The organism is Streptomyces sp. NBC_01261 (assembly GCF_036226385.1).
GTDB lineage: Bacteria > Actinomycetota > Actinomycetes > Streptomycetales > Streptomycetaceae > Streptomyces.
The window spans coordinates 10,217,492-10,237,249 of sequence record NZ_CP108463.1; the positions used below are offsets into that span (position 1 = coordinate 10,217,492).

At 70.3% G+C, this 19,758-nt stretch carries 16 protein-coding genes and 1 pseudogene; 12 read left to right on the forward strand and 5 right to left on the reverse strand.

What is annotated here, in order from left to right:
* The first annotated feature begins 9 nt into the window (after nt 1–9).
* Entirely contained in the window at nt 10–888 is an 879-nt protein-coding gene (locus OG226_RS45340) for an alpha/beta fold hydrolase (protein ID WP_329352395.1), read from the forward strand.
* A 45-nt stretch (nt 889–933) separates the two neighbouring features.
* Entirely contained in the window at nt 934–1,161 is a 228-nt protein-coding gene (locus OG226_RS45345; protein ID WP_329352396.1) for a hypothetical protein, read from the forward strand.
* Here OG226_RS45345 and OG226_RS45350 read toward each other — a convergent pair.
* Entirely contained in the window at nt 1,139–3,088 is a 1,950-nt protein-coding gene (locus OG226_RS45350) for a sulfatase (RefSeq protein ID WP_443066960.1), read from the reverse strand. The genes OG226_RS45345 and OG226_RS45350 overlap by 23 nt on opposite strands.
* Before the next feature lie 647 nt (nt 3,089–3,735).
* Nucleotides 3,736–5,355, reverse strand: coding sequence for an acyl-CoA synthetase (locus tag OG226_RS45355; protein WP_329352398.1), 1,620 nt, complete (start codon nt 5,353–5,355; stop codon nt 3,736–3,738).
* 167 nt (nt 5,356–5,522) lie between these two features.
* Between OG226_RS45355 and OG226_RS45360 the strand changes: the two genes are divergently transcribed.
* The 5 genes from OG226_RS45360 to OG226_RS45380 all read left to right on the forward strand — a co-directional run bounded on the left by OG226_RS45360 (nt 5,523) and on the right by OG226_RS45380 (nt 9,944).
* Entirely contained in the window at nt 5,523–6,323 is an 801-nt protein-coding gene (locus tag OG226_RS45360) for a crotonase/enoyl-CoA hydratase family protein (protein WP_329352399.1), read from the forward strand.
* A gap of 112 nt (nt 6,324–6,435) precedes the next feature.
* The gene (locus OG226_RS45365) at nt 6,436–7,392 is read left to right on the forward strand and encodes a Zn-ribbon domain-containing OB-fold protein (protein WP_328685348.1); all 957 of its coding nucleotides are present in this window, start codon (nt 6,436–6,438) and stop codon (nt 7,390–7,392) included.
* A complete protein-coding gene (locus OG226_RS45370; protein WP_328685349.1) occupies nt 7,392–8,456 on the forward strand; it encodes a thiolase domain-containing protein in 1,065 nt (354 codons plus the stop codon). Before OG226_RS45365 ends, OG226_RS45370 begins: the two co-directional genes overlap by 1 nt.
* Complete coding sequence (locus OG226_RS45375) at nt 8,453–9,619, forward strand: thiolase domain-containing protein (RefSeq protein WP_328685350.1); 1,167 nt, start codon at nt 8,453–8,455, stop codon at nt 9,617–9,619. Before OG226_RS45370 ends, OG226_RS45375 begins: the two co-directional genes overlap by 4 nt.
* Nucleotides 9,620–9,701: 82 nt before the next feature.
* Nucleotides 9,702–9,944, forward strand: coding sequence for a DUF397 domain-containing protein (locus tag OG226_RS45380; RefSeq protein WP_328685351.1), 243 nt, complete (start codon nt 9,702–9,704; stop codon nt 9,942–9,944).
* Between the two features lie 61 nt (nt 9,945–10,005).
* Here OG226_RS45380 and OG226_RS45385 read toward each other — a convergent pair.
* Nucleotides 10,006–10,973: pseudogene (locus tag OG226_RS45385) on the reverse strand (oxidoreductase).
* On the opposite strand from OG226_RS45385, the gene OG226_RS45390 reads away from it, so the two are divergent.
* From OG226_RS45390 to OG226_RS45400, 3 genes are all read left to right on the forward strand, one after another.
* Nucleotides 10,972–11,616 (forward strand): TetR/AcrR family transcriptional regulator, encoded by a 645-nt coding sequence (locus OG226_RS45390; RefSeq protein ID WP_329352400.1) that lies wholly within the window; start codon nt 10,972–10,974, stop codon nt 11,614–11,616. The pseudogene OG226_RS45385 and the gene OG226_RS45390 overlap by 2 nt on opposite strands.
* Nucleotides 11,617–11,652: 36 nt before the next feature.
* Nucleotides 11,653–12,060: a PPOX class F420-dependent oxidoreductase gene (locus OG226_RS45395; RefSeq protein ID WP_329352402.1), complete on the forward strand. Its 408-nt coding sequence runs from the start codon at nt 11,653–11,655 to the stop codon at nt 12,058–12,060.
* A gap of 141 nt (nt 12,061–12,201) precedes the next feature.
* Nucleotides 12,202–13,107 (forward strand): universal stress protein, encoded by a 906-nt coding sequence (locus tag OG226_RS45400; RefSeq protein ID WP_329352403.1) that lies wholly within the window; start codon nt 12,202–12,204, stop codon nt 13,105–13,107.
* A 195-nt stretch (nt 13,108–13,302) separates the two neighbouring features.
* Here OG226_RS45400 and OG226_RS45405 read toward each other — a convergent pair whose 3' ends face one another.
* Nucleotides 13,303–13,974 (reverse strand): pyridoxine/pyridoxamine 5'-phosphate oxidase, encoded by a 672-nt coding sequence (locus OG226_RS45405; protein WP_328685356.1) that lies wholly within the window; start codon nt 13,972–13,974, stop codon nt 13,303–13,305.
* 237 nt (nt 13,975–14,211) lie between these two features.
* Here OG226_RS45405 and OG226_RS45410 point away from each other — a divergent pair, with 237 nt between their 5' ends.
* Both OG226_RS45410 and OG226_RS45415 read left to right on the forward strand, forming a co-directional pair.
* The gene (locus OG226_RS45410; RefSeq protein WP_329352404.1) at nt 14,212–17,124 is read left to right on the forward strand and encodes an ATP-binding protein; all 2,913 of its coding nucleotides are present in this window, start codon (nt 14,212–14,214) and stop codon (nt 17,122–17,124) included.
* Between the two features lie 109 nt (nt 17,125–17,233).
* Complete coding sequence (locus OG226_RS45415; protein WP_033280692.1) at nt 17,234–17,731, forward strand: hypothetical protein; 498 nt, start codon at nt 17,234–17,236, stop codon at nt 17,729–17,731.
* 8 nt (nt 17,732–17,739) lie between these two features.
* Here the strand turns inward: OG226_RS45415 and OG226_RS45420 are convergent, their stop codons facing one another.
* Nucleotides 17,740–19,710: an N-acetylmuramoyl-L-alanine amidase gene (locus OG226_RS45420; RefSeq protein ID WP_329352406.1), complete on the reverse strand. Its 1,971-nt coding sequence runs from the start codon at nt 19,708–19,710 to the stop codon at nt 17,740–17,742.
* Between the last annotated feature and the right edge of the window lie 48 nt (nt 19,711–19,758).

Genomic DNA, 19,758 nt, shown 5'->3' on the forward strand with positions numbered 1-19,758 from the left:
ATCAACCGCATGCCGACCTTCACCGCCACCGACGGCACCGAACTCGCCTACCACGTCCACGGCGAGGGCGACCCGCTGGTCGTCCTGCCCGGAGGCCCTATGCGGGCCTCCGCATACCTCGGCCACCTGGGTGGACTGGCCGCACATCGGCGGCTGATCCTGCTCGATCTGCGGGGCACCGGCGACTCCGCGGTGCCGGCGGACCGGACGTCGTACCGCTGTGACCGGCTCGTCGACGACGTGGAAGTGTTGCGCGCACACATGGGGTTGGACCACATGGACCTGCTCGCCCACTCGGCGGGCGGCAGCCTCGCGATGCTCTACGCGGCCCGGTATCCCGAGCGAGTCGCAAGGCTGCTCCTCGTCACGGCCACCCCGTGGGCACTGGACATGCCGGCCACGCCCGAGGACCGGCTCACCGCAGCGCGGCTACGGAAGGGCGAGCCGTGGTTCGGGGCCGCGTACCCGGCGTTCGAGGCGTGGCTCGCGGGCACGGGGGACTTCGACCCGGTCTTCGAGCCCTTCTTCTACGGCAGTTGGGATGCCGCAGCCGAGGAACACTCCGCGCTCGCCGACGAGCAGTGCAACGACGAGGCCGCCGACCTGTACTTCTCCGAGGGCGCCTTCGACCCGACCGCCACCCGGGTCGCCCTCGCGGACCTGCCCGCACCCGTCCTGGTCCTCGCGGGTGAACTGGACGGCGGCCCCCGGCCCGACCTCGCCCGCCGCGCCGCCGACGCCTTCCGCGACGCGGAGTTGGCGGTCCAGCCGGGTGCCGGGCACTACCCGTGGCTCGACGACCCGGAGTGGTTCGTGCACCGGGTCACCGCGTTTCTCGACGGGAGGGGGGAGCGGGGGATCTCCCCCTTCGGCAGCGCAGCCGAATGACTCGGCCGCCCACCGGATACGTTCCCGGCACGGACACCGGGATCCGTGCCGTCAAGGCGAACGGCATCACCCTCGCCGTCGCGTGTCTGCCCGCCCGGGGCGCGCCCGGCGGGGGAGTCGCCGTTCGACTGGGCGATGATCGAGGGCGCCGACGTGCGGCTGATGGCCGTGGACGCCGCGCATCTCGTGGACGAGAACCGGCCGGAGGAGTTCCTCGTCGTCGTGGAGGCGTTCCTCGTGGGGGAGCAGGTCACTTCGCGTACGCCGTCATGAAGCGGTCCCGGAACTTGTCCATGCCCAGCACCGGTGCGCTGTCGGCCGGCTTGAGGCCGTCCGTCCAGCCCCAGCTGGAGATCTTGTCCAGCACCTTCGGGTCGTGGGCGACGATGGTGATCGGCACGTCCCGGTCGGTGGTGCCACCGGTGACCGTCGGGACGGGCTGGTGGTCGCCGAGGAAGACGAGCACGGTGTTCTTGTTGCCGTAGCGCTGGACCCACTGGGTCAGGCTGTCCACGGAGTACTGGATGGCCTTGCGGTACTCGGTCCGTACGCGCTTCGCGCTCTTCCAGACCTCCGTCGGGTTCGTGCCCTCCTTCTTGATCTGGTTGAAGATCGTGCCATCGCCGAGCTGGTTCCAGGGGATCGTGTGGGCGATGGGCGACCAGGGGTTGTGGCTGGACGCCAGGATGATCTCCGCCATGATCGGGTCGCGGTTCTTCTTGCCGTACTCCAGCTTCTCGAACGACTCCAGGCTGAACTGGTCCGGCACCGGCGTCCAGCTGAAGTACGGGCCGTTGTAGCCGAGATGGGTGGAGTCGTAGATGTTGTCGAGGCCGAAGTACTTGCCCTCCGGCCAGGACTTGCGCACGCCGGGGACGATGCCGACCGTGCGCCAGGCGCCCGTCTTCTGGAAGTAGCTGGTGAGGGTCGCGCGGGTGCTGGTCGTCACGGTCCGGTACCGCTGCTGGTTCTTGATCCACAGACCGGACAGGAACGTCGAGTGGGCGAGCCAGCTGCCGGCGCCCGTCACGGGCGACCTGAGCCACGCACTGCGCGACGAGAAGCCGGCCGCCTTCAGCCGGGCGTCGCCCGCCGTGAGCGTCTTGTCCATCTCCGGTGCCATCGTGGGGTCGTCGAGCGCGACCCGGCCGTAGCTCTCGATGAAGGTGAACAGCACGTCCTTGCCGCGCAGTCCGGTCAGCAGTTGGTTGGGCGGGGTCTTCGCGAAGGCGTCGACGGTGAGCTGCTTCTTGAAGACGTCGGCGTCGCCCAGGCCTTCGCGCACGTACTTCACCCGGTTGCTGAGGAACTGGCTGTAGCCCTTGGTGGCGAGGGTGACTCCGCCGACCTGCACGCTCAGGGTGAAGCACATGATCCACGCGACACCGAGGACAAGCGTGGTGCGTACGGCCGTGGGGCGGTGCCTGGCCATCACGTCCGCCAGCCGCACCATCGCGAGCGCGCTGCCCGCGAGCACGGCGATCAGCAGCACGATCACACCGACGATCGAGAGCACCTCGCCCGAGCGACCGAACGAGTCCTTCATCCAGTCCGCCGCGTCGCTCAACAGCACCCAGTCGAAGACCAGGTCGAACGGCCGCGCCAGGGTCTCGTAGAACCCCATGTCGAGGCACTTCAGCACGGTGGACAACCCGACGAACGCACCCAGCACGACGGCGGTGACCCGCCGGGCCCGCGACGGCAGCGCGAGCAGCACGACCGCGAGGACGATCAGCTCTACGGGCAGCCGGAGAAACGACTGAAACGTCATCCGATCGAGCCGGTCGGGCACGACCAGCGCGACGAGCAGCAGGGCTCCGGCCAGCACGCTTGTGCCTACACCTACGGCGCGTGAGGTACGGGGGAAGCGGCGGCGCCAGCCGAACCAGCCTGCGCGGAGGGGGAGTCGGGGGGATTGCTCGGCGGGGTCGGTCGAGTCGGCCGACCCCGCGGGCTCAGTGGTCTCGGCGGGTGCGGCTGACTTCGCGGTGGTAGCGGGGTCAGCGGTATCGGTGGGTGCGCCGGAGTCTGCAGTCTCGCCGGGTGCTGCGGAGTCTGTGGGGGCGCCGGTCTTTGCGGTCTCGCCGAGTTCGGCAGACTCTGTGAGGGCTGCGGATTCCGCGGCGTCGCCGGAACTTGAGGAGTTGCTGGGCGTCGCGGTCTCAGCGGGCTCTGCGGACTTGTCGGACCCGGTAGGCACGGCGGAATCGGCCTGCTCGGCGGACTCCGCGACCTTGCTGGGCTCTACGGCCTCGGCGCGCTGGGCGGATTCGGCAGGCTTGGCGGAACGTGTGGGTTCAGTGGGCTCTCCGGGCTCGGCAGGCTCCGCGTCCTCGGTGGATCGTGTGTGCTCGGCAGACTGCGCGGGTTCAGCGGGTTCAGCGGGTTCAGCGGGTTCAGCGGGTTCAGCGGGCTCGTCGGAGCTTGCGGGTGCGGCGGATTCAGCAAACCCGGGGACCTTGGTCGGCTCGGTGGCCTCGGACGATTCATCCTCGCCGGCGGAGCCAGCCGCGTCGGTCGCATGGGCTGTGTCGGCCGCTTCCGGCGGCTTGCTCGCGCTGGCGGATTCCCTTGCCTCGGTCGCGTCCGCTGAGTCGCGTGGCTCGGGTGGGTTCTGTGGTTCGGGCGGTGCGGCGGTCTCCGGCGCCGCTGTCGGGTCGGTCTCCCCAGAGGCCTTCTGATCCGGCAGTGGGTGAGAGCGAGTGAAGAGCGGCACCCGAACGTCCTTCCGTGCTGAGCCCGGTGACGGCACGGCGGACCTGGCCCGGGCCACCAGATTCGTCACCATCGGTACGGCCGCACGCTACCGTCAGTTCAATCCGGCCTGCTCATTGACCCACTGTTGACTCACTGATCTGCGGAGACTGCCACCTCCCGCGCCCACCGGTAGTCCGCCTTGCCGCTCGGCGACCGTTGGATGGAGTCCGCGATCACCAACTGGCGCGGGATCTTGTACCCGGCGAGATGCGTCCGGCAGTGCGTCTGGATCTCGTCCAGCGACAGCCGCTCCGCACCCGCCCGCAGTTGTACGACGGCGGCCACGTGGTTGCCCCACCGAACGTCCGGTACTCCGGCCACCAGCGCGTCGTAGACGTCCGGGTGTGACTTGAGCGCCTGCTCGACCTCCTCCGGATACACCTTCTCCCCACCGGTGTTGATGCACTGCGACCCGCGCCCGAGGACCGTGACGACGCCCTCCGCGTCCACGGTCGCCATGTCACCGAGCAGGACCCATCGCTGGCCGTCCTTCTCGAAGAAGGTCTCGGCGGTTTTCCTCGGGTCGTTGTAGTAGCCGAGCGGTACGTGACCGCACTGGGCGACCCGGCCGATCTCACCGACGGCGACCGGTTCGTACGTAGCCGGATCGACCACCTGAGTACGGGAGTTGACGCGGATGCGGAACGACTTCCCGGCCCCGGAGTCGGCCGTCGCGGTGCCGTTGAAGCCGGACTCGGACGAACCGTAGTTGTTCAGCAGCATCGTGTTCGGGAGCAGCTCCTGGAACTGCCTGCGCACCGTCTCCGACATGATCGCGCCGGATGACGACACGCTGAACATCGACGAGCAGTCGGTGCCCTTCATCGGCCCGTTGAGGGCGTCGATCAGCGGACGCAGCATCGCGTCGCCGACCAGGGACATGCTGGAGACCTTCTCCTTCTCCACGGTCCGCAGCACCTCCTCCGGCACGAACTTGCGGTGGATCACGATGCGTTGGCCGAAGTTGAAGCCGATGAACGCGGTGAGCGTGGAGGTGCCGTGCATCAGCGGGGGAGTGGGGAAGAAGGTGATCCCCGCCCCGCCGGCCGCGACCCGCTCGGCCAACTCCTCGGGTTTCTTGACCGGTTCGCCGGTCGGCGCGCCCCCGCCGAGCCCCGAGAAGAACAGGTCCTCCTGGCGCCACATCACACCCTTGGGCATCCCGGTCGTGCCGCCGGTGTAGATGATGAACTGGTCGTCCGCCGACCGTGCCGGGAACCCGCGTTCGGGAGACCCGGTGGCCTTGGCGTCCGTGAAGGCCACGGCGGGCACGTCCGGCCCGTCCGCCTGGAGTGCTCCCACCCGTACCAGGTGCCGGAGTTGCTCCGCACGCGGCAGTGCTGCCGCCACCCGCTCGGTGAACTCCGTGTCGAAGACCAGCGCCACGAGGTCGGCGTCCCGGTAGAGGTACACCAACTCCTCTTCGACGTAGCGGTAGTTGACGTTGACCGGGACGACCCGCGCCTTGAGGCAGCCCAGCACCGTCTGCAGGTACTCGACGCCGTTGTAGAGATGAAGCCCGAGATGCTCACCCGGGCGTATCCCGGTGTCGATCAGGTGATGGGCGATCCGGTTCGCGGCAGCGTCCAACTCCGCGTAGGTCAGGCGGCTTTCCGCGCCCGTACCCGGGTGGTCGATGTACACGAGCGCCTCGCGGTCCGGGACCACGTCGACGACCGACTCGAACAGGTCGGCAATGTTGTACTCCACCACTCCTCCTGACATCGGTTCGCCGGTCATCAGAGCAAAGGGCGCGGCAACTGTGAAGGGTCCGCGCAGAAGAAATCTGACTGAGTGTCAGAAACCCCTTGTACTGGCAGGGCACCTCCTGCAACCTGTTCTCGTTCCGGAGGCGGTACGGCGACGGGAGGACGACCATGAGCGGTACGGAACACCTGACCGTGCGGCGCGAGGGCGCCACACTGGTGCTCACGCTCAACAGGCCCGAGGCCAAGAACGCGCTCTCCCTGCCGATGCTGGTCGGGCTGTACGACGGCTGGGTCGAGGCCGACGCGGACGACGCGATCCGGTCGATCGTGCTGACCGGGGCGGGTGGTGCGTTCTGCGCAGGGATGGATCTCAAGGCCCTGGCCGGCAAAGGCATGGAGGGGCAGCAGTACCGGGATCGGCTCACGGCTGACCCGGATCTGCACTGGAAGGCGATGCTGCGGCATCACCGGCCCCGCAAGCCGGTGATCGCCGCGGTTGAGGGGTACTGCGTGGCCGGCGGTACGGAGATTCTTCAGGGCACGGATATCCGGGTCGCGGGGGAGTCGGCGACCTTTGGGCTCTTCGAGGTCAAGCGCGGGCTCTTTCCGATCGGGGGGTCAACTGTCCGGCTCCAGCGGCAGATTCCGCGTACGCATGCGCTGGAGATGTTGCTGACCGGGCGGCCGTACAGCGCGCGGGAGGCGGCGAGCGTTGGTCTCGTCGGGCATGTCGTGCCGGAGGGTGCGGCGCTTGCCAAGGCGTTGGAGATTGCCGAACTCGTCAATGAGTGTGGGCCGTTGGCAGTTGAGGCGGTCAAGGCGTCGGTGTATGAGACGGCGGAGCTGACCGAGGCGGAGGGGCTTGCGGCCGAACTCAAGCGGGGGTGGCCGGTGTTCGACACCGCCGATGCGAAGGAGGGGGCCCGTGCCTTTGCGGAGAAGCGGGCGCCTGTTTACAAGCGGGTGTAGGTGCGCTGCTGGTCGGTCCGTTTTTGTCTGCGGGTTCGTTGTGGCTGGTCGCGCAGTTCCCCGCGCCCCTAGGGAGAACCCCGCAACCTCGTTTGTTCAGTGAGGAGATGCTGTGCCCGAAGTACTTAAAGCCCCCCTCGTCCTGGAGTTTCCCTTCACCCGCTCCCTCGGCCCGGTCCAGAGTGCGTTCCTCACCGGGCTGCGTGAGCGTGTCGTCCTCGGGGTGAAGACCGGTGACGGGCGGACCCTAGTCCCTCCCGTGGAGTACGACCCCGTCACCGCCGAGGAGATCCGCGATCTTGTCGAGGTCGGCGCGACCGGTACGGTCACCACCTGGGCCTGGAACCACGAACCCCGGCGCGGTCAGCCCCTCGGCACGCCCTTCGCCTGGGTTCTGGTCCGGCTCGACGGTGCCGACACCGCCCTCCTGCATGCCCTGGACGCGCCCGGCCCCGATGCCGTCCGCACCGGCATGCGCGTCCGCGTCCGCTGGGCCGAGGAACGCACGGGCGCCATCACCGACATCGCCTGCTTCGAGCCGTACGAAGGCGGAGACGATGGCGACGAGGGACGCCAACCCGCCGCCCACAGCGGTGAGTTCGAGGACATGGTCACCGGCATCGTGGCCCCGGCTCGCCTCGACTACGTCTACTCGCCCGGCCGTGCCCAGACCGACTACATCCGCGGGCTCTCCGAGCAGCGGACCGTCGGCGAACGCTGCCCCTCCTGTCGCAAGGTGTACGTCCCTCCGAGGGGTGCGTGTCCCACATGTGGTGTGGCCACATCGGAACATGTCGAAGTGGGGCCGCGCGGCACAGTGACCACGTTCTGCATCGTCAACATCAAGGCGAGGAACCTCGACATCGAGGTGCCGTACGTCTACGCGCACATCGCCCTGGACGGCGCCGACCTCGCGTTGCACGGACGCATCGGCGGGCTCCCGTACGACCAGGTGCGCATGGGGCTGCGGGTCGAGGCGGTGTGGAGCGAGGGCGGCCGTTATCCGGACCACTACCGGCCGACCGGTGAGCCCGACGCGGACTACGACGTCTACAAGGAGCTGCTGTGATGCAAGGAGCTGCTGCGATGCGGGAGATCGCCGTCGTCGCCTTCGCGCAGACCGACCACCGGCGCACCACCGACGAGCTCTCCGAGGTGGAGATGCTGATGCCGGTCCTGCACGGCGTTCTCGAACAGACCGGACTGAAGACCGCCGACATCGACTTCACCTGCTCCGGCTCCAGCGACTACCTCGCCGGCCGCGCCTTCTCCTTCACCCTCGCCCTCGACGGCGTCGGCGCCTGGCCGCCGATCTCCGAGTCGCACGTCGAGATGGACGGCGCGTGGGCGCTCTACGAGGCGTGGACCAAGCTGCTCACCGGCGACGCGGACACCGCGCTCGTCTACTCGTACGGCAAGTCGTCCCCGGGCTCGGTGCGCGACGTCCTGACCCGACAGCTCGACCCGTACTACGTCGCCCCGTTGTGGCCGGACTCCGTCGCCCTGGCCGCTCTCCAGGCCCAGGCCCTCATCGACGCGGGCGACACCGACGAGCCCGCGCTCGCCGCCGTCGCCGCCCGCAGCCGGACCGACGCGAGCGCCAACTCCCATGCGCAGGTGCGGGGTTCGGTGCCCCAGGGCGACTATGTCGTACGACCGCTGCGCACCGGTGACTGTCCGCCGGTCGGTGACGGCGCCGTCGCCGTGATCCTCGCGGCCGGAGACCGGGCCCGCGAGCTGTGCGAACGGCCCGCCTGGATCAGGGGGATCGACCACCGCATCGAGGCGCACGGGCTGGGCGTACGGGAGTTGACCGACTCGCCGTCGACGCGGCTCGCCGCCGAGAAGGCGGGGGTGTTCGAACGGCCCGTCGACACCGCCGAGTTGCACGCGCCGTTCACCGCGCAGGAGGTTGTCCTGCGCAAGGCGCTGCGCCTCGGTGGCGACGTGCGCGTCAACCCGTCCGGGGGTGCCCTCGCCGCCAACCCCGTCATGGCCGCGGGGCTCATCCGTATCGGCGAGGCCGCCGCCCGCATTCACCGGGGCGAGTCCGACCGGGCCCTCGCGCACGCCACCTCCGGCCCCTGTCTGCAACAGAACCTGGTCGCCGTACTCGAAGGGGATCCGCGATGAGCAAGGAACCCGTGGCCGTCGTAGGGATCGGCCAGACCAAGCATGTCGCCGCCCGGCGGGACGTGTCGATCGCGGGCCTGGTGCGGGAGGCGGCCCAACGGGCTCTGAATGACGCCGAGTTGACGTGGGCCGACATCGACGCCGTGGTCATCGGGAAGGCGCCCGACTTCTTCGAGGGCGTCATGATGCCCGAGCTGTATCTCGCCGATGCGCTGGGTGCCGTAGGGAAGCCCATGCTGCGGGTGCACACCGCGGGGTCGGTGGGTGGGTCCACCGCGCTGGTCGCCGCGAATCTCGTCGCGGCGCGCGTGCACGGCACTGTCCTCACCCTCGCCTTCGAGAAGCAGTCCGAGTCGAACGCCATGTGGGGGCTGTCCCTGCCGATTCCCTTCACACAGCCGTTGTTGGCAGGTGCGGGCGGGTTCTTCGCACCCCATGTACGCGCCTATATGCGGCGCACCGGGGCGCCCGACACGGTCGGCTCGCTGGTGGCGTACAAGGACCGGCGCAACGCGCTGAAGAACCCCTACGCGCATCTCCACGAGCACGACATCACGCTGGAGAAGGTGCAGGCCTCGCCGATGCTGTGGGACCCGATCCGGTACTCGGAGACCTGCCCGTCCTCGGACGGTGCCTGCGCGATGGTGCTCACCGACCGGGCGGGAGCGGCTCGCGCACCACGTCCGGCGGCCTGGATGCATGGGGGCGCAATGCGGAGCGAACCCACACTGTTCGCCGGAAAGGACTGTGTGTCGCCACAGGCCGGCAAGGACTGCGCCGCCGACGTGTACCGGCAGGCCGGGATCGCCGACCCGCGCCGGGACATCGACGCCGTGGAGATGTACGTGCCGTTCTCCTGGTACGAGCCCATGTGGCTGGAGAACCTCGGATTCGCCGAGGAGGGGGAGGGCTGGAAACTCACCGAATCGGGCGTGACCGAACTGGACGGCGACCTTCCCGTGAACATGTCAGGGGGGGTGCTCTCCACCAATCCGATCGGCGCCTCGGGCATGATCCGCTTCGCGGAGGCCGCCCTTCAGGTGCGGGGCCAGGCCGGAGAACACCAGGTGGAGGGCGCTCGACGGGTTCTCGGGCACGCTTACGGCGGCGGATCACAGTTCTTCGCGATGTGGCTCGTGGGCAGTGAACCCCCCGCCTCCTGAAAGGTCCCCCTCACGTGGCCTGTTGGCATCAGAAACCGATCGCTAGGCTGGCCGCGGACGACGAATCGGGAGGAGCACGGACGTGGCCGAGAGCACCATCCAGCAGCACCCGCTTGCGGGCTGGGACAAGCCGGAGCTGGACCTCAGTGACGCCGATTGGCACTCGAGCAGCCGTGGCCAGGGGGATGTCCAGATCGCCTTTGTCGAGGGATTCATCGCGATGCGCAACAGCGGCCGCCCGGAAAGCCCTTCCTTGATCTTCACGCCCGCGGAATGGGGCGCGTTCGTGTCGGGGGCGCGGGAAGGGGAGTTCGACCTCACCTGATGGTGACGGTTCCCCGACGAAGTCTCGGGGGACGTGCGCACTGGCATCCTCAGCCCGGCCTTCACTCGTGAGGGTGGCGGCCGGGCTGCGTGCCCGCTGGGAACTCGATGCCGGTCATGTCCTGGGAGAGTGCCCACAGGCGGCGTTGCAGCGATGTGTCGTACGACTGCGGGCTGGAGCGGACCACCTTGGGGTACCCCCTGCTCTGCTGGAATCCGCGCGGGCCGTAGTACTCACCGCCCCGTACGTCCGGGGCGGTCGCGGCGCGCAGCACGGGCAGTGCCCCCCTCTCGGGGACTGCAGGAGCAGCGGTCGGATCGCCGCGAAGGCCGTGCGGGTGAGGGCGGAGGAGTGCGACATCGCGCTCCGGGAACCGGCGGTGTCGGCACCGCCGGGATGCGCGGCGACGGCCAGCGGCCCACCGGCGGGCAGTCTGCGGTCGAGTTCGTAGGTGAACAGCAGGTTGGCCAGCTTGGAGTGCCCGTACGCGGCCGTCCGGTCGTAGGGACGTCTGTGCCGGTCGAGGTCGTCGAGATCGATGGGGCCGCCCATGCGATGGCCCGCGCTGCCGACCGTGACGACGCGGGAGGCGGGCGAGAGCGGCAGCAGGTCCAACAGCAGCCCGGTCAGGGCGAAGTGACCGAGGTGATTGGTTCCGAACTGGAGCTCGTAGCCGTCCGAGGTCGTCCGGTACGGGGTGTACATCACGCCCGCGTTGTTGATCAGCAGGTCGATCCGGGCGTAGGTGTCCCTCAGCTCCCCGGCCGCGTCGCGGACCGAGGCGAGCGAACTCAGGTCGAGCCGCTGGACGTGCACCCGTGCCGACGGCGCGACGAGAGCGATCTCCGCCGCCGCGTGCTTGCCCTTGTCGGTGTCCCGTACCGCCAGGACCATTTCCGCTCCGTGCAGGGCGAGGGCCTTGGCCGTCTCGAATCCGATGCCGGTGTTGGCACCTGTGATCACGGCGGTGCGGCCGTGCTGGTCGGGGATGTCCCGGGCTGTCCAGTGCGCGGGGTTCGATCCGGTCATGGGTTCCTCCAGAAGTCGTACGGGGACCAGGCGGTCGCGAGGGGCACCGTGGCCTGCCTGCCTGCCTGCCCACCACGGAGATCTGCGCAACGCGCTGGAGGAGGCGGCCCTCGCCCTGGTCGGTGAGCGAGGCCCGCACGGGTTCACCCTCGCCGAGGCGTGCCGGAGGGCCGGGGTGAGCGTGTCGGCCCCCTACAAGCACTTCAGTGACCGGGAGGCACTGCTGGCCTCGCTGGCTCTGAAGGGCTACGAGGAGCAGCGCCGCCGCTACCGCACCGCGCTGGCCGCGCACTCGGACCCGGTCGAGCAGTTGGCGGCCTTCGCGACCGCCTATGTGCGGTTCGCAGCCGAGGAGCGCGCCCTCTTCGACATCACCTTCCTGGCCGGCCTCGACAAGAGCCGGCACCCCGAACTGGCCGCGGCGGGCGGTGCCCTGCACGACGACCTGATGCCCGTCACCAGCCGCGTCGCCCCCGACCCGGACGAGGCGTTCGAACTGCTCGTCCAGGTCGCCGCGGCGGCCCACGGTCTGGCCCTTTTCCAGCAACAGGACATGCTGCCCGGCCCCTGGAACACCCGGTCCTCCGTCGAGCAGCAGGCCGCCCGCACGGCCCGTGCGCTCGCCGGCCGGAAGACCCGCTAGCCGCCCCCGTCACACCCGCTAGCCCTGGAGACCCGCATGACCACCCCGCGCGGCGACTTCGACCAGGCTCTCGACCGCATCGGCGAGGGCAGCCACGTCAGCCTCACCACCTTCCGCCGCAACGGCCAGGCCGTCCCCACCCCCGTCGGCGGCCTCGTGCAGGACGGCACCCTCTACGTCCTGACACCGCCGGAGGCCGGGAAGGTCAAGCGGATCCGCAACAACCCCCAAGTGACCATCGCCCCCTGCGACATGAAGGGCACGGTTCCCGCCGACGCACCCGCCGTGCGGGCGACCGCCCTGCTCCTGGATCCCGCGGAGACCGTCCGCGTCCAGAAGATGATGAGGCGACGCTTTCTCATGTACCGCCTGGTGCACCTCCTCGACCGAGTCCTGGGCCGCGAACGCCGACTCGTCGCCATCGCCGTCACCGTCGACGCGTGATCGGCACGCAGTGAGTACGTGGAGGGGTGTCGGACCTGATTTTCCGGACACGCGACCTTCAGAACCCTTCCGAAGCCAGTGCCTGAGACAGGCTGGCCCCGGAGGGGGGGAAGGTCCCGTCACTCCGGAGGAGAGGAACCCATGAGCACCCTGCCGGTCATCGCGGCGGTAGACGGTTCGGACGACAGCCTGCGCGCCCTGGACTGGGCCCTCGACGCGGCCCGTGGACACGGGGCGCCCTTGCGGGTCGTCCATGTGTGGCAGTACGCCGCCGCCTGGACACCGCCCGGCGTCCTGGTCGCCGGGCCGCCGGACCCGGACGAGGACGAGGTGCTCGACCAGGTCCGTACGTACGTCGAAGGGCGTGCCGACCGGCCGGTCATGGAGTACCTCCGGTTGCAGGGCGCGCCGGCCGCGGTACTGCCCGAACTCGGTTCCACCGCACAGCTGTTGGTGCTCGGTTCGCGTGGCCGCGGTGGCTTCGCCAGCCTGCTGCTCGGCTCGAACGGCATGGCCGCCGCCCGCGACGCCGGCTGCCCCGTGGTCGTGGTGCCCCGGCCCGGCCGCGAGGTCCACGACGCGATTCCGGCCGAACCCGGACCCCGCGTGGTCGTCGGACTGCACGTGGACAGCCCCGACGAGACCACCCTCGCCTTCGCCTTCGCCGAGGCAGCCCTGCGCGGAGCCCGCCTCCAGGTCGTCGCCGCCTACCCCTGGCCGCCGCAGGCCTGGGCGTCCCCCGGCGAACTCCTCCCGTCGGTCATCGACCAGGACGCCATCGAGAACGAGACCCGCACCCTCACCGAGGCCCTCCTCGCCCCGCACCGCGAACACCACCCGGACGTCCCCACCGAGCCGTACGTCGCCCCGGGCGACGCGGCCGGCCACCTCGTCGCCGCCTCCAAGGACGCCGACCTCGTCGTCGTGGGCCGCCATCGCCGCCGCCTGCTGTCCCCGGCCCGGTTGCTCGGCTCGGTCACCCAGGCGGTGCTGCTGCACGCGGCGAGTCCGGTGGCGGTGGTGCCGCCGACGGCGTTGGACGAGTGAGCAAGTCCCTTGTCTCCACGGTGACGTGCCGGGGCGACGTCGATTTGGCGGAGCCGGGCGGATGGTCGCCGGCCGTGACCGCCACGCCGTTCAGCTGGCCGAAGGGGTGCCTTCCCGCGCGGCCAAGTCGCCGTAGCCATAAGGCCGTTCAGCCTCAGCCGCCCGAAGTCCCACACCCGACAGACAAGGCACCGATCACGGCCACAACAACTGCTTGCGCCACCCTGAACCCTGGCCCGCGCCCCCACCCTCACGGACATACACGAGCCGCGTATGCCGACGCTCCTTGTCGCCCTGCCAGAACTCGACCGACTCCGGGCGCACGGTGTGCAACGTCCAGCCAGGTGCCACGAGGTCCGGCTCGTCCTCAAGGCGTTCCAGGGACTCCTTGACCGCCGCGTCCCGTTCCGCGAGGTCCGCCAGCGGCTGCGACTGACGGCCGACCAGCGCCTCCGCGCGGGCGCCGGTGCTGCGGGCCAGGAAGTCCGCCGCGCCGGCCGCCTCGTCCGCCGCCACGACGGGACCGCGCACACGGATCTGGCGGGCGAGCGGTGACCAGTAGAACGTCAGGGCGGCGAAAGGGCGTTGGGCGAGATCGCGGGCCTTGACGCTGCCGCCGTCCGACGCGAAGCGCCAGCCGTCGGGGCCAATGCCCTTGAGGATCAGGGTCCTTGCCGTCGGGTTGCCGTCGGCGCCGGCTGTCGAGACGGTCATCGCGTGCGGCTCGCGCACGCCGGCCTCCAGTGCCCCCAGGAGCCACTCGGTGAACAACTCGGACGGGGTGTCCGGCGCGGCCAAGGGATCGAAGGTGGGCAGTTCGCCCGCGAAGACCTCAAGTTCGCGCAGCAGTTGACGTAGATCGTCCATCGACGTTCGCCTCCGAGCCTGAGGGGGAGATCAATGATCCCATCGTCCGTCTCGGGCGGGACTCGATCAAGCGGGGACCGTGCCTCCGCCGTCACTGATAGCACAGGAGGACCTGCCGGTACGCCTTCGTCGACTACCGGGTCGTGCGACCCTCGGGAAGCGTACGCTGAGGTCCCTGTAGCTCACGGTACGCGTTCGCTCCCCGCGCGGGCGCACCACCGTGGCAGGGGGTATGGCATGGGGCAGCGGAGTGCGCGCAGCAGAAGGACACTCTTCGAACGGGAGAGTGAACTCGCCGCCGTGGACGAGGCGTTGGGCGAACTGACAGGTCTGCGCACGGACGGCGGCGAACCGGGTGACCGGCCACGCGGTGCGCTGCTCGCCTTCGCGGGCCGGGCCGGCATCGGCAAGACCACCCTCCTCACCGAAGTACGCCGTCGCGCCGCCGCCCAGGGCTGCACCGTGCTCTCCGCGCGAGGCGGCGACCAGGAACAGCGCGTGGCCTTCCACGTCGCCCGACAGCTCCTGCAACCGCAGTTCGCCGGCTCGGCCGACGCCGATCTCCGCTCCTCGCTGGGGAGTTGGTACGACATCGTCGGCCCCGCCCTCGGCCTGTGCGCGCCCACCGAAGGCTCCCCGCCCGACCAGCAGGGTCTGCGCGACGGTCTCGACTGGGTGGTCACCCACCTCGCGGTGAAGCGCGCCCCGATGGTCCTCGTCCTCGACGACGCGCACTGGGCCGACCCCGAATCCCTGGGCTGGCTGGCCGCGTTCGCGCCCCGGGCCGAGCAACTCCCGTTGCTGGTCGTCGTCGCGTACCGCCCGGACGAACTCCCCGACCACGCCGAGTCGTTCAGGGGACTGCCCGGCCGGGCCGGCGGACGCCCCCTGGACCTCGAACCGCTCAGCGTCGCCGCCGTAGCCGACCTGGTGCGCGAGACGCTCGGCGAGCACGCGGACGACGCGTTCTGCCACGAGTGCTGGGCCGTCACCGCCGGGAACCCCTTCGAGACCGTCGAACTCACCGCCAAGATCCACGACCGGGGGCTGAACCCCACCGAGGCCGGGGCCTACCAACTGCGTGACCTCGCCGCCGCCGTCAAGGGCAGCGGTCTCACCACCCGCCTCGAACGCCTCGGCACCTCGACCGTGCGGTTCGCTTGGGCCTGCGCGGTCCTGGGCACCGAGCCCCATCCGATGCTCGCCGCCGCCGTCGCCGGACTCGGCCACGAGGAGGCCGCCGACGCCGTCGACGCCCTGCGCGGCGCCCGTATCCTCACCGGCACGTTGACCACCGCGGGCACCCTCGAATTCGTCCACCCGCTCATCGCCACCGCCGTCTACCGGGCCATCCCCGCCGGCGTCCGCGTGGCCCTGCACGGCCAGGCCGCCTGGTGCGTCATCAACGAGGGCCAGGGTCCCTCCGCCGCCGCCCGCCACCTCATGGAGACCCACCCCGACGGCGACAACTGGGTGGTCCAGCAACTCCGCGCGGCAGCCGGCGAGACCCTGCGCGCGGGCGCCCCCGACACCGCCCGCAGCTACCTCGCCCGCGCCCTGCGCGAACCCCCGCCCTTCGACGACCGGGCCGCCGTCCTCTACGAACTGGGCAGCGCCTCCCTGCTCACCGAACCGGCCACCACCGTCAACCACCTTCGGGCCGCCCTCGAAGAGCCGATCAGCGACGCCGGCCTGCGCCAGAACATCGTCTACCGCCTCTCCCAGGTCCTCGCCCACAGCGACCGCCTCGCCGAGGCCTCCGACACCCTCGCCCGCGAGATCCGCGTCACCGACGACGCCCGGGTCAAACTCCGCATGCTCTCCGAGCAGTTCATGTGGGACGCCTTCCGCGCCGACGAACCCGACCACCCCTCGCGCTCCCGCCGCCTCACCAAACTCGCCGACCGACTCAAGGGCCGCGACCTCACCGAGCGGTACATCATCGGCCTCCGCACCTGGGACGCCGTACTCCGTGGTGAACCCGCACATGTGGCCCTGCACCATGCCGAGCGCGCATTGAGTGGTGGTCTCGGCTGGGCGGAGGCCGACCGAGGCTTCGAGGTGCCGGTGCTGGTCGCCCTCACCTTCATGTACTGCGACCGGCCGGGCCGCGCGGAGGAACTCTTCGCCACCGGCATCGCCGACTTCGAACAACAGGGCTGGCGCGGCGCGCACCTGTCCTTCGGGTACACCTTCCTCGGCTACCTCCGCTACCGGCGCGGCCGGCTCGCCGAGGCCGAGGACTTCGCCCGCGCGGGCCTGCGCCTCGCCGAACGCGTCGGACCCGGGACCCCCGTCTACTGGTACGGCACCGGCATCCTCATCGAGGTCCTGCTGGCCCGCGGCCGGGTCACCGAAGCCGTACAACTCGCCGAGGACCACGCCTTCGCGGAACCCTTCCCGGCCGCCGTCGTCTTTCCGGACGCCCAGACCGTCTACGGCGAACTGCTCCTGGCCCGCGGTCTCGCCAAGGAGGCTGCTGCCGAACTGGCCGCCGCCGGCCGCCGTTTGGACCCGCGCGGCATCCGCAACCCCGCGTGGTGCCCCTGGCAGCTCCACCTCGCCCGCGCCGAACGGCACGACACCCCCGAGCGCGCCGTCGCCACCGCCCACGAAGCGGTCGCCCGCGCCCGCCAGTTCGGCACCTCGTCCGCCATCGGCCAGGCCCTGCGCATCGCCGCCGAGGTCTCCACCGGCTCGGCCCGAGCCAAACTCCTGGAAGAGTCCGTCACCCACCTCGAACGCTCCCCGGCCGCCTACGAGTTGGCCTGCGCCCTCGTCGCCCTGGGCGCCGAACTCCGCCGAGTGGGCAGGTCCAAGGAAGCCGGCGACTACCTCTACCGAGGCCTCGACGCAGCAGTCCAATGCGGCGCCGACGGCCTCGCGGACACGGCCCGAGCCGAACTGGCAGCAGCGGGCCTACGCCCCCGCCGCCTCCACAGCACAGAGACCGACACCCTCACATCCCAGGAACGCGCAGCCGCAACCCTGGCCGCCCAAGGCAGTACGGACCATGAAATAGCCGTAGAACTCCACACGGAAGAACAGACGGTGGTGCGCTTGCTCTCGTCGGTCTGCCGGAAGGTGGGCACGGAGCGTTCAGGGCTGGAAACGGCACTTATCCCGCCAACACGGGACGCACTCACCTAGGGGTGCGGGGAACTGCGCGACAAGCCACGACGGACCCGCACCCGACAAGGCCCCCAGAACCCACGTGACCTCGCGCACATCGCCGAACGGCACCCCGTACCATGGCTTCATGTCGTTCCTCCGCCGCCGCAGCGCCACCCCCGCCGGCCCCGAATTCGATGTGCTGGCCATGGACCCGGGCGACTGGCCCGGCAACCTGGGTGCCGGTCTGCTGCCCGCGCCCGATGGCACCTGCCAGGGCGTGTTCCTGCGGTACGACCTGTTCGGCGGCCGTGGCCCCGCGATGGTCATCGGCAATCTGCCGGAGGGCTCCCCGGCCCGTGACGTCGCCGAGGACGAGATCCCGTTCGAGGTCGCGCAGCTGCTCCTCGCGCTGGAGAACGACGAGGAGGTGACCGTCGTCGGCGTCGAGGACATGCCGGTGATGCAGGGCGACAACCTGCTGATCGTGCGCCGTCTCAAGCTCTCCGAGAGCCGGATCTCCTGCGTCCAGTTCGACCGCAGCGACAACGTCCTGGTGACCATCGCCGCCTGGGACCGCCCCATCACGGACGACCTCTACGCCCTGCTGAAACCGCTCCCGGCGGAACTGTTCCAGCAGGGCTGAGGCGGCTGCTACCGGCTGGACCGCTCCACCGTCACGTCGGCGGCGCGCACGAACTCCACCCGGTGGCCGTACTGGATCTCGTAGTAGAGATCCTTTCCTACGACGACCTTGTGCGAGTCGGTGGTGAAGGTGACCGCGTAGTAGTACTCGCCGGGCACCTTGTCACCGACCACGTACTTCTGGCCCTTGAGCAGCTTGTACGGCAGCGGGGAGATCGCCTGGGCGGGCACTCCCGCCGGATAGGCCGAGGCCTCCGGGTAGGCGCGGCCGTACACCGGGACGCTGTCCACGCCCTCCTTGGGCGTCACCACCAGGCCCGCGGCCTTCACCGCGGTGGGGTGGGTCTTCGGGTTCTTGAACCAGGCCTCCTGACCCAGGTACCAGATCGCGGTCCAGTCCCCGGACCGGTCGGCCACCGCGTACTGCTGCCCGGTGGACACCCGTGAGGAGAGGTCGTTGACCCCGGTCGTCGGGGTCGTCCCGAGGCCGATGTCCTTGATCAGGGGGTAGGTCTCGCCGGGCCCGGAGTACAGCCGGACCTCGCTCGACCCGTGCACCGCGCACGGCTGGCCGGCGGTGACGCAGCCCGTGTACACCGGCTGGTTGCGGGCGTAGTCGGGACGGATCGTCACCAGGCCGCCGCCCTTCTTCGCGGTCTGCTTGACCGGGTGGCCCAGCAGGTCGAAGTAGTGCGCCCAGTCCCAGTACGGGCCCGGGTCGGTGTGCATCCCGGGAACCGTGGACGTGGTCGGCCCAGGCACGTTGTCATGGCCGAGGATGTGCTGCCGGTCCAGCGGGATGCCGTACTTCCTGGTCAGGTACGTCACCAGCCGTGCCGACGAGCGGTACATCGCCTCCGTGTACCAGGCGTCCGGCGCGGCGAGGAAGCCCTCGTGCTCGATGCCGATCGACTTGGCGTTGATGTACCAGTTGCCCGCGTGCCAGGCCACGTCCTTGGCCTTCACATGCTGGGCGATGAGACCGTCGGTGGAGCGGATCGTGTAGTTCCAGGACACATAGGTGGGGTCCTGGACCAGGTTCAGGACACCGGCCCACTGGCCTTCCGTGTCATGGACGACGATGTACTTGATGCTCTGCGACGCGGGCCGGTCGCCCAGGTCGTGGTTGCCGTAGTCGTCGTCCCCGAACTGGGAGTACGGCGCCGGGATCCACTCGCAGGACACCTTCTTCGGGCACTCCGTGCCGTCGGCGGAGACCGTGCGCAGGCCGGTCTCCCTCAGCTGCGCGGTGTCGGGCGCGAGACTCGGCTGGGCGGCCAGCGCGACCTGCTGCCCGGCGTCCGTGGTGCGCGCCTCGCCGGTGTGGATCACGTCGTAGACATCGTTGGCATACGCGGCCGCCGTCGCCGTGTCGTCCGCGCCGGAGAAGCGCGCGATCGCGCCGTACCAGTCGGCCGGGTCCGCGCTCAGCGACTCGCCGAGGCCCTTCTGGGCGTCGGCCAGCAGTGCGGCGCCGCCGGCCACGTTGGCGGTCTCGTCGGTACGGAGGTCGGTCGCCGGAAGGCCGGTCAGCTCGGCCGCCTTCGTCAACGTCCTGAGCCGGGCCGGGAGTTGGGAGTCCGCCGGGACCTGTGCGGTGGGGTGCAGGGCGGTGCGGGCGCTGTCGCCGCGGGGGTCCTCGGCGCCCTCGCTCAGGTGCTCCGTCGCGGCGAGGGCGGTGCGGGCGTCCGTGAGGTGCATCGGGCCGTAGCCGCCGGTCACGCTCGGCGCTCCGCCGTGCGTGTCCCAGCGGGACTGGAGGTAGGAGACGGCCAGCAGCACCGTCTGCGGCACGTGGTATTCGGCGGACGCCGACGCGAACGCCCGCTGGAGGGTGGCGGCGGAGGAGTCGGTGGGGCTCGCCGAGGGGGCCGCGCCCAGCAGGGGCAGCAGCAGGGCGGCGGTGGCGAGCGCGCCGGCGGACCGGCGAGCGCGTCTGTGTCCGGGAGAGCGGGTGGGGTCGGTCGAGGATCCTCGCAATGCAGCCTCCTGGGACGGTGGGATTGTCATGAACCGTGCGGGGCCGGG